This is a genomic window from Streptomyces sp. NPDC054813 (genome assembly GCF_053611365.1).
The window spans coordinates 555680-564022 of record NZ_JBSHAF010000001.1 but is presented as its reverse complement, the minus strand read 5'-3'; the positions used below and the strand labels follow the sequence as shown (position 1 = coordinate 564022).

Here is an 8343-nt window from a genome sequence, read left to right as displayed (position 1 = left end):
GTGGGGGGGGGGGGGGGGGGGGGGGGGGGGGCGCGCGGGGGGGGCCGGGGGGGGGCGCCCCCCCCCCTCCGCGGGGGGGGGGGGGGGGGCCCGCCCCCCCCCCCCCCGCCCCCCCCGCGGCGGGGGAGTCCGCGGCGTGACCGGGCCCGTGAGCTGTCCTGGTGTGGTCAGCCGCCCCAGGACGTGTCGTCACAGCGGGTTTGGGGGATGCAGCCCGCCGTCGTGACGGACTGCGGCCGTACGGTCTCCGTGTGCTGGGCGAACCCCAGGAAACCGAATGCCACAAGGGCGGTGACCGCCGCACAGATCCGGATTCGCTGTGCGCAGATCAGACGCTTCATCACAAATCTCCTGTACTGATGCCTCGTTGCCCGTGCTTCGTTCTTCTTCGAGTGGCGCTGCGGTGCCGGGGCGCGCCGTCGTACCGAATCCCCCGTGATCTTGGACGGCAACGGAACGGTCTCTGTTGCTCCGTGATCGGGTTCCGGCCTCGGCGGGATGCCAAAGCGGCCGAAAGGGCGCGCTGTTCAGTCGTGGTGGGTCGGCTCGGGTGCCGCGCCGGCCATGAGCGGCAAGGCGCACATCAGCAACTGCATGCGGTTGCGCGCGCCGGTCTTCGCCCGGATGCGCCGGATGTAGGTGTCCACGGTGTGGCGGCTGAGTGCCATGCGCTGGGCTATCGCGTCGTACGTCAGCCCGTCCGCCATGTGCACGAGCACCTGTCGCTCCCGTCGGCTCAGTGGCGCGGCCGGGGCGGTGACAGCGTGGTCCATTCGCTTGCAGCCCTCCTGGTCGTGAGGCGAGTAGCCGTCTCCGGTGGCGCCGGACCGCGCATTCGTGGTGCGCGGCGCCGGGGTGGGCGAGTCGGGAGAGGGATCCCGGGCGATGCCCGGAGAGCCGGGTCTGCCGGGCTCGGCCCTCCGGGAGGAAATCCTGGCCCGGGAGCGGGGCCCAGCGAGGCCGGCAGGCCGGTCATCAAGCTGTCGTGCAAGAAGAGGAGGAGGGGACATAACGGGATAACGGTGCGAAGTGGCGATCGTGGGTCCGTCCGCACCTGGCCCCTGACCTGGGCCGCCTTAGCATGACGGCTGGTCGGGGGCCGGCGGGGCCGGTCGTCGGCGCCGGGACCGACTGCGAGGAGGGCACGTGCGCACGCTGCCGGTGGAGGGCGCGGAGTTCGTCGTACGGGACGAGGGTGAGGGGGAGCCCGTGCTGCTCGTCGCGGGCAGCGGGGCCCCGGGGCGGGTCTGGGACCTGCACCAGGTGCCTGCGCTGCGTGCGGCCGGCTTCCGGGTCCTCAGCTTCGACCGCAGACCGGTGCGGGATCCGTCGGAGCCCTCGGAGTCGTCGGAGCTGTCACAGGTGCCGGTTCAGCCGGTGTCGCCGGGGCCGCGCCGTGTCGCGGAGGAACTGTCCCATGTGCTGCGGGAGTTGGGCATCGGTGCGTGCCGGGTCGTGGGGGCCTCGTTCGGGGGAGAGGTGGTGCAGGAACTCATGCTGGCCCGGCCGGACCTGGTGACCGGGGCCGTGCTGATGGCCACCCGCGGGCGCGGCGACCTGTCCGGCCGGGCGATGGCCGACGCGGAGCGGGAGCTGGCGGCCGAGGGGATGCGCCTGCCTCCCCGCTACGCGGCCTGGCTGCGCGCCGTGCTCAACCTCTCGCCCGCCACCTGGCGTCGTGAGGACGAGATGCTCGACTGGCTCGATCTGTTCGAGGCGGCCGAGCGCGCCGGGACGGCCCCGGTGCCGGCGCCGGCCGTGGCCGACGGGGAGCCGGAGGACCGGCTCCCCGCGCTCGCCCGGGTGTCCGTGCCGGTCCTGGTACTGGGCTTCCAGCACGACATCGTCGTACGGCCGCACCTGTGCGAGGAGGTCGCCGGGGCGTTGCCCCGTGGGCGGTACACGCAGATCGCGGACTGCGGGCACTACGGGTATCTGGAGCGGCCCGTGGAGGTGAACGACGCGATGCTGAAGTTCCTCACCACCGTGTCCTGAGCCGGTTGTCGGGCGTCAGTGCCGCTCGCCGGACTCGCGCAGCACGTCCCCGAGCAGCCGGTGGGCGAGGGCCAGCCGGTCGGCCGCGGAGAGCCGGGCGAGCGCGGGCCACAGGACGTCGACGCCGGAGGAGGCGGCGGGCGTGGACGCGACCTCGGCGGGAGCCGGTGCGACCTGAGCGCTCCCGGTGGTCCGAGTGGTCCGGGCGGCGGCGGGCGGTGTGGGTGCGGCGGGTGACTCCGATGCGCCGGAGGCCCCGGGCGTGACGGGTGCGGCGAGCAGCTCGGCGACCGACGGGGCGGTCAGGAGGTCCTGGAGGGCGATCTCCCAGCAGTGGTCGTGCTCCAGGGAGCTGACCAGGCGGGCCGCGTCCAGCGAGGAGCCGCCCAGTTCGAACCAGCCGCCGTCCAGGCCGTCCTGGCCCAGGTAGGTGCGGGCCAGCTTCAGGGCCTGGGCGTGGACGTCGTCGGTCATGGTCATCGCTTCGTTCTCCTTCTAGGGCTCGGTGAAACCGGTGTGTGGGGTGGGAGTCGTCATCGGGTGGGCCGGTGCGGGGCGGCGGGGCCCGGCGGTGTCATGGGCTTCCGGGCGGTGCCCGGCTCCGGCGGTGGTGCGGCGAGACGTTCACGGGCGACCGCGGTCAGTGGCGGTCGGTCGGTGCGTACGCCCAGCAGCCCCACGTGGGCCCAGCGGAACGAGGCACGCAGCAGGACGCGCTCCCGCAGACCCGGCCGGATCGTGCCACCGCCGCGGCGGTACGCCGACAACAGCCGGTCGAGCAGCGGGCGGCCGCCGGCCAGGTACTGGTCGACGAAGTCCGCGGCCGGATCGTCGAAGGCGGCGTTCGTCCAGTCCAGGACACCGGTCACCGCCTCCGAGCCGGGACCGACGAGGGTGTGTCCCGGGTGCATGTCGCCGTGGGTGAGCCGGACGCCGTGCGCCCAGTGCCGGTCGTCGTCCAGCCAGGCCCGCCAATGTGCGTACCAGCGCTCGGGGAGCGGCACGGCGGTCCGGGCCTCTCCGAGCGTCCTCTCCAACTCCTCGCGCACCCGGCCCGGTTCGCGGGGCGGGACGCCCGCGTCCACGGCCTCCTCGACCGGCACGCAGTGCAGGGCGGCGAGGGCGGCCGCGAGGGAGGTCACATAGTCCGTGCCGGGCCGGTCGGCGCCCGCGGCGGGGTGCCACTCGTAGCGGAGGCTGTCCTGGTCCTCCGCCCCGGCGGGGACGCCCCGGAGTCTGCGGTAGGCGATGAAGGTGCGGTCGGCATGCTCCCAGCGCGGGACGGCGACCGGCAGCGCGGGGCGGACCGCCGAGAGCACGGCGGCCTCGACGGCGATCAGGTCGGCACTGCGGTTGCGGCGCGGCAGCCGGAGGATCCACTCGGTGCCGTCGGTGTCCTGGACCTCCACCACCCAGAAGTCCCAGCCCGCGTCGTTGAGGACCGCCGTCCCCGGGCGCAGGGACAGTCCGCGGGTCGCGGCCGACTCCACGGCGGTGGCGAGGACTTCACGGGGATCGGTGAGCGTCACGCGGACTCCGTCCGGTCGGTCGTGGCGGCCGTCGGCTGCCGGTCATCGGTCACCGGTGCGCGGGCCCCGCCGTCCGTCGATTTCTCAGCGTCGGCCTTCGGCTGCGGCGCCGCGCCCGGCAGGGAGCCGCCGAGGACGTATCCCTCGGGGATGTCGCGCAGGGTGCGCAGCGGTGAGCAGTAGATCCACAGGAACGACAGCGTCGTCGCGATGCCCGCGATCCACAACGTCGTTCGCACGCCCAGGAGTTGGCCGAGGAGGCCGCCGAGTACCGCGCCCAGCGGCAGGGTGCTCCAGACCAGCAGCCGGTTGAAGGCGCTGACCCGGCCGAGCAGCCGGTCCGGGGTGATGGACTGCCGGAAGGTGACGACGATGACGTTGTAGACGACCATGCCCGTCGAGGAGACGAACAGCCCCAGGCTGACCAGGGACAGCCGCCAGCCGGTGTCCACCAGGGGCACCAGCGTGAACCCCGAGCCGGCCACCAGCGTGGCGGTCCAGATCGCCGGACCGTGCCCCAGTCGCCGCGCCACCTTCGCGGCCAGCACGCCGCCGAGCAGACCGCCGACGCCCTCGAAGGTCAGCAGCAGGCCGATCACGCCCGCGCCCAGCCCCAGTTGACCGGCGAGGAGCAGCGGGATCATCGGAGTGCCCATGCTCCAGAAGAGGTTGAAGCAGGCGGTGCTGAGGGAGGTCCGCCGCAGCAGCACGTCGCCCAGGACCGCGCGCAGCCCCTCGGCGGCGTCCCTCCGCCAGGAGGCGGCCTCGCCGTCGGCGCGCACGGGCACCGGCTCCCGGCCCCGGACGAGCAGTACACAGGCCGCCGACCACAGATAGCCGCCGATCGACACCAGCACCGCCACCGGCGCGGCCAGCGCCTGCACCAGGGCCCCGCCGATACCCGGGCCCGCGGCCTGGGCCACCGACTGGACGACCTGGAGCCGGGTGTTCGCGTCGATCAGCCGCTCCCGCGGCACCAGCGAGGGCACGTAACTCGCGTACCCCACCTCGAAGAAGACCGTGAGCAGCCCGAACACGAAGGCCAGGACGATGAGTTGGGAGGCGGTGAGGACGCCGGTCCACCAGGCGATCGGAATCCACAGCAGCAGCACGGCGCGGGCGGTGTCCGTGACGAGCAGCAGCGGGCGCTTGCGCACCCGGTCCGCCCATACGCCGGCCGGGACGCTCGCCAGCAGATAGGGCAGTGACTCGGCGGCCGACAGGGCCCCCACCTCCAGCGGGGAGGCGTCCAGACTGACCACGGCCACCAGCGGCAGGGCCAGTGTCAGGATCTGCGTGCCGAATTGACTGATGCTGTCCGCGAGAAAGAGCTGTCGGAAATCGCCCAGCCGCAGAATGCTGTCGGCCGGAATTTTTGGGCGCATGGCGGCAATAGTGCCATGGGAAACTCGACGGGTCACTACGGCCCCGGAAAGTGACCGGGACCCGGTCGGCCGGGCGGACCGTCCCGAGGCGCGGCCGCCCCGGCGCCCGTGCGGTCGAAGGCAGCCGGCCTGCTGTAATGGATGCCCAGGTGGCAGTGGAGGCGACGGTGCGACCCCGGGTGCGGACCCTGTCACGTACTCGCGTTACTTGTAACCGTCACGCACCTGTTGATGTAATTGGGGCAGTCGGCACCGATTTCCTCCCCGCCGAGTCGAGGCGCATTGTGTGTGCCTGAACTCGCTCTTCACCGATTTTCACGAGCCCTTATCCGATGAGGTTTTCTTCGTGTCACGGACTCGAATGGAATTAAATACAGCGCGCCCTGCGGAGCCCCCGGTACTGGAGGAGTGGTACCGGCGCCGGCTCGGGCAGGCGCAGCGGGACATCAGCTCCAGCGGAGTACACCCCTACACCTACGCCGAACTGCGCCGGCTGACCGGCCTGGCGGCGACGGACCTCGACGGCGTCCTCGTCGACGACAGCACCTCGCAGGGCTCGCCCGAGCTGCGCCGGGCCATCGCCGACCGCTATCTCCCCGGACAGGCCGACCGCGTCATGGTCACCCACGGCTCCAGCGAGGCCATCGCCCTCACCCTGGAGACCCTGCTCGGGCCGGGCGACCGGGTGGTGCTGCCCGACCTGCTCTACCACTCGCTCGCCCACTATCCGCAGGCGGCCGGCTGCGTGCCGCACCCCGTCTCCCTGGACGCGTTCACCGCGGCCGACACCGACCCCCTGGCCCTGGAGCGGGCGATTCCCCCGGACACCCGGGCCGTGATCGTCAACTTCCCGCACAACCCCACGGGCGTCACGCTGACCCCGACCGCCTACCGGCGGCTGATCGACCGCGTCGCGGAGATCGACGCGGTCCTGGTCTGGGACGCGGCGACGGCGGAGATGGCCTGGTACGGCCCGGTGCTGCCCGACCCCGGCACGCGGTACCCGCACACCGTCAGCTACGGCACCTTCTCCAAGGCGTTCGGGCTGCCCGGCCTGCGGGTCGGATGGTGCGCCGCGCCGCCGGAGCTGATCGAGCGCAGTTTCACCGTGCGCGACCGCACCACCCTGTTCCTCTCCCCGCTGGTGGAGACGATCGCCACCGCCGCCATGCGCTCGGCGGACGCCCTGATCGGTCCCCGGCGGACCGAGGCCCGCGCCAATCTGACCGTGCTGGAGAAGTGGGTCGCCGAGCACGAGGGCCTGGTCGCCTGGACGCCTCCGAGCGGCGGGGTCTGCTGTCTGCTGGAACTGCCCGGCGTCCCGGACTCCGAACGCTTCTGCACCGAACTCCTCGAGCGGTACGGCACGTTGCTCGTACCCGGCACCGCCTTCGGCCGCGAGGGCGCGGTACGGCTCGGATTCGGCGGCGACGAGAAGGACTTCACCGACGGACTGGAGACACTCTCCGCGTTCCTGCGCGACGGGGGCGGCCGATGACGGGGGCATCCGGCACGGTGGCCGGGCCCGACGCCCTGTCCCGGCTCTGGCGCGAGGTGGTGATCCGACACGGCGGCCGCGTCGCCCTCACCGACGGACAGCACGAGCTGACATATCGTCAACTTTCCCTCGCGGCAGGGTCCGTGGCCGGGCGGCTGATCGCCGCAGGGGCCGGACCGGGCCGGTACGTGATGCTGGACGCCCTCGCCCCGCTGGACGCCGTCGTGGGCATGCTGGGCACGTTGGCCGCGGGCGCCGCCTTCGCCGTCCTGGAGGACGGCCTCCCCGAGTCCGCCCGCGCCGCCCGCTGCGCCCGCGTCGACGCGGCCCTGCTCGTCGGCCGGGGTGCGGCGCCGGGCGGGACCGACCTGCCCCCGTGGGTCGACCTGAGCCCCCAACTGGACGGTCCCGCACCGGAGTCGGCCGGGGACGACCCGGGCGACCGTACGGACCTGCCCGGCGGTCCCGCGTACGCGATGTTCACCTCCGGGTCCACCGGCGAGCCCAAGGCCGTCGAGATCGGACGGGACGCGCTGCACGGCTTCGCCCTGGCCGCCGCCGACCGGCTGGCGCTCGGCCCGGGGGACCGGTGGCTGCAACTGGCCTCCCTCGGCTTCGACGTGGTCGTGGAGGAGGTCTTCCCGGTGCTCGCCCGCGGCGGGACCGTCGTCTGCCGTCCCGGTACCGCCGTACCGGACCCCCAGGGCCTGCACGCGCTGCTCCGCGACCTCGACGTCACCGTCGTGGAACTGTCCACCCAGTACTGGCGCGAGTACGCGCGCTGGCTGGACGTCCGGGGCACGACCACCCCGCTCCCGCTGCGCCGGGTGCTGGTCGGCGGCGAGCGGATGGACCCCGACGACTGGCGGCGCTGGGAGCGCGCCGGGCGGGCCGCGCTCGTGCACGTCTACGGGCTCACCGAGTGCACCGTGACCTCCACCATGTACGAGGGCCCGCTGGCGGAAGCCGCCGCCGAGGTGCCCGTCGGCACGCCGCTCGCCAATGCCGAGGTGAGCGTGCGCGGACCCGGCCGGCACCCCGCGGCGCCCGGCGAAGTCGGGGAGATCCACATCGGCGGGCCCTCGCTGGCCTCCGGCTACCTCGGCGACCCGGAGCAGACCGCCCGGCGGTTCGTTACCGGCCCCCGGCCCGGGGACGGCCGGCTGTACGCCACCGGCGACCTCGGCCGCGTCCTGCCCGACGGCAACGTGGAGTTCCACGGCCGGGTGGACGACCAGATGAAGATCCGCGGCCACCGGCTGGAACCCGCGTCGGTGGAACGCCTGCTCGCCGCCGACCCCTCGGTGGCCCAGGCCGTCGTCCTCGCGGACGCCCGGACCCGCAGCACCCTGCTGGCCTGCCTGGTCCCGGCCGGGCCGGCCCCGGCGCCACCGCCGGACGGCGTGCTGCCGGTCACCGCCGAGCAGCGCGCCCGGCTGCTGGCCCGGGTCACCGCCGAACTGCCGGGCTGGGCCGCCCCGCAGCGGCTGTTCTGGACGGGAGTCCTGCCGAAGAACGCACACGGCAAGGTCGACCGCCGAGGCCTCGCCGCGCGGCTCGCCACAGAGAACCGGCCGGCGTCCGGATCCGCCCCCGCCCCCGGAGCCCCCGCCCCCGACGGACCGCCCGTGGCCGCCTCCGCTGCGGTCGAACTCCTTCCCGCCGTGCTGCGGCGCTTCCGGGACCTGCTGGACGACCCGGAGTTCGGCGTCGACGCGGACTTCTTCGCCGGTGGCGGGCAGTCGATCCTGGCCATGCGCCTGGTCACCGAGCTCCGCGCCGACTTCCCCGGGACCGTCGGGCTGCGGGCGACGACCGTCTTCGACCACCCGACCCCCCGCCGGCTCGCCCACTGGCTCTCGGCGGCGCAGACCCGGCCCCGCTCGGTGTCGACACCGTTCCCACCGGCCGCACCTAAGGAACATAAGGACTGAAC

Annotated in this window: 8 protein-coding genes; 3 read left to right on the top strand and 5 right to left on the bottom strand. The window is 73.7% G+C overall.

The genetic code is table 11. The features are described 5' to 3' along the window. Window positions 1-167: 167 nt before the first annotated feature. Both ACWGJB_RS02430 and ACWGJB_RS02425 read right to left on the bottom strand, forming a co-directional pair. Window positions 168-341: a hypothetical protein gene (locus ACWGJB_RS02430; protein WP_360488497.1), complete on the bottom strand. Its 174-nt coding sequence runs from the start codon at window positions 339-341 to the stop codon at window positions 168-170. Window positions 342-527: 186 nt separating this feature from the next. Next, the gene (locus tag ACWGJB_RS02425) at window positions 528-773 is read right to left on the bottom strand and encodes a response regulator transcription factor (RefSeq protein ID WP_453378407.1); all 246 of its coding nucleotides are present in this window, start codon (window positions 771-773) and stop codon (window positions 528-530) included. Between the two features lie 373 nt (window positions 774-1146). On the opposite strand from ACWGJB_RS02425, the gene ACWGJB_RS02420 reads away from it, so the two are divergent. Then, window positions 1147-1995 (top strand): alpha/beta fold hydrolase, encoded by an 849-nt coding sequence (locus ACWGJB_RS02420; RefSeq protein ID WP_453378406.1) that lies wholly within the window; start codon window positions 1147-1149, stop codon window positions 1993-1995. A 15-nt stretch (window positions 1996-2010) separates the two neighbouring features. Here the strand turns inward: ACWGJB_RS02420 and ACWGJB_RS02415 are convergent, their stop codons facing one another. From ACWGJB_RS02415 to ACWGJB_RS02405, 3 genes are read right to left on the bottom strand one after another with little or no spacing between them, the layout of a single operon-like run. Next, window positions 2011-2475 carry a phosphopantetheine-binding protein gene (locus tag ACWGJB_RS02415; protein ID WP_453378405.1) on the bottom strand — a complete coding sequence of 155 codons (465 nt, stop codon included), beginning with the start codon at window positions 2473-2475 and terminating at the stop codon, window positions 2011-2013. Window positions 2476-2528: 53 nt separating this feature from the next. Continuing rightward, the gene (locus ACWGJB_RS02410) at window positions 2529-3524 is read right to left on the bottom strand and encodes a phosphotransferase (protein ID WP_453378404.1); all 996 of its coding nucleotides are present in this window, start codon (window positions 3522-3524) and stop codon (window positions 2529-2531) included. Beyond that, entirely contained in the window at window positions 3521-4909 is a 1389-nt protein-coding gene (locus ACWGJB_RS02405; protein ID WP_453378403.1) for an MFS transporter, read from the bottom strand. Before ACWGJB_RS02405 ends, ACWGJB_RS02410 begins: the two co-directional genes overlap by 4 nt. A gap of 361 nt (window positions 4910-5270) precedes the next feature. Here ACWGJB_RS02405 and vioD point away from each other — a divergent pair, with 361 nt between their 5' ends. Next, window positions 5271-6407, top strand: a complete 1137-nt coding sequence (vioD, locus tag ACWGJB_RS02400; protein WP_453378402.1) for a capreomycidine synthase — start codon at window positions 5271-5273, stop codon at window positions 6405-6407. Next, the gene (locus ACWGJB_RS02395) at window positions 6404-8341 is read left to right on the top strand and encodes a non-ribosomal peptide synthetase (protein WP_453378401.1); all 1938 of its coding nucleotides are present in this window, start codon (window positions 6404-6406) and stop codon (window positions 8339-8341) included. Before vioD ends, ACWGJB_RS02395 begins: the two co-directional genes overlap by 4 nt. The last annotated feature ends 2 nt before the right edge of the window (window positions 8342-8343 follow it).

Bases quoted from the DNA above. Each gene is read 5' to 3' on its own strand.
- ACWGJB_RS02430 (WP_360488497.1), bottom strand. From the start codon at position 341: ATGAAGCGTCTGATCTGCGCACAGCGAATCCGGATCTGTGCGGCGGTC.
- ACWGJB_RS02425 (WP_453378407.1), bottom strand. From the start codon at position 773: ATGGACCACGCTGTCACCGCCCCGGCCGCGCCACTGAGCCGACGGGAG.
- ACWGJB_RS02415 (WP_453378405.1), bottom strand. From the start codon at position 2,475: ATGACCATGACCGACGACGTCCACGCCCAGGCCCTGAAGCTGGCCCGC.
- ACWGJB_RS02405 (WP_453378403.1), bottom strand. From the start codon at position 4,909: ATGCGCCCAAAAATTCCGGCCGACAGCATTCTGCGGCTGGGCGATTTC.
- vioD (WP_453378402.1), top strand. From the start codon at position 5,271: ATGGAATTAAATACAGCGCGCCCTGCGGAGCCCCCGGTACTGGAGGAG.
- ACWGJB_RS02395 (WP_453378401.1), top strand. From the start codon at position 6,404: ATGACGGGGGCATCCGGCACGGTGGCCGGGCCCGACGCCCTGTCCCGG.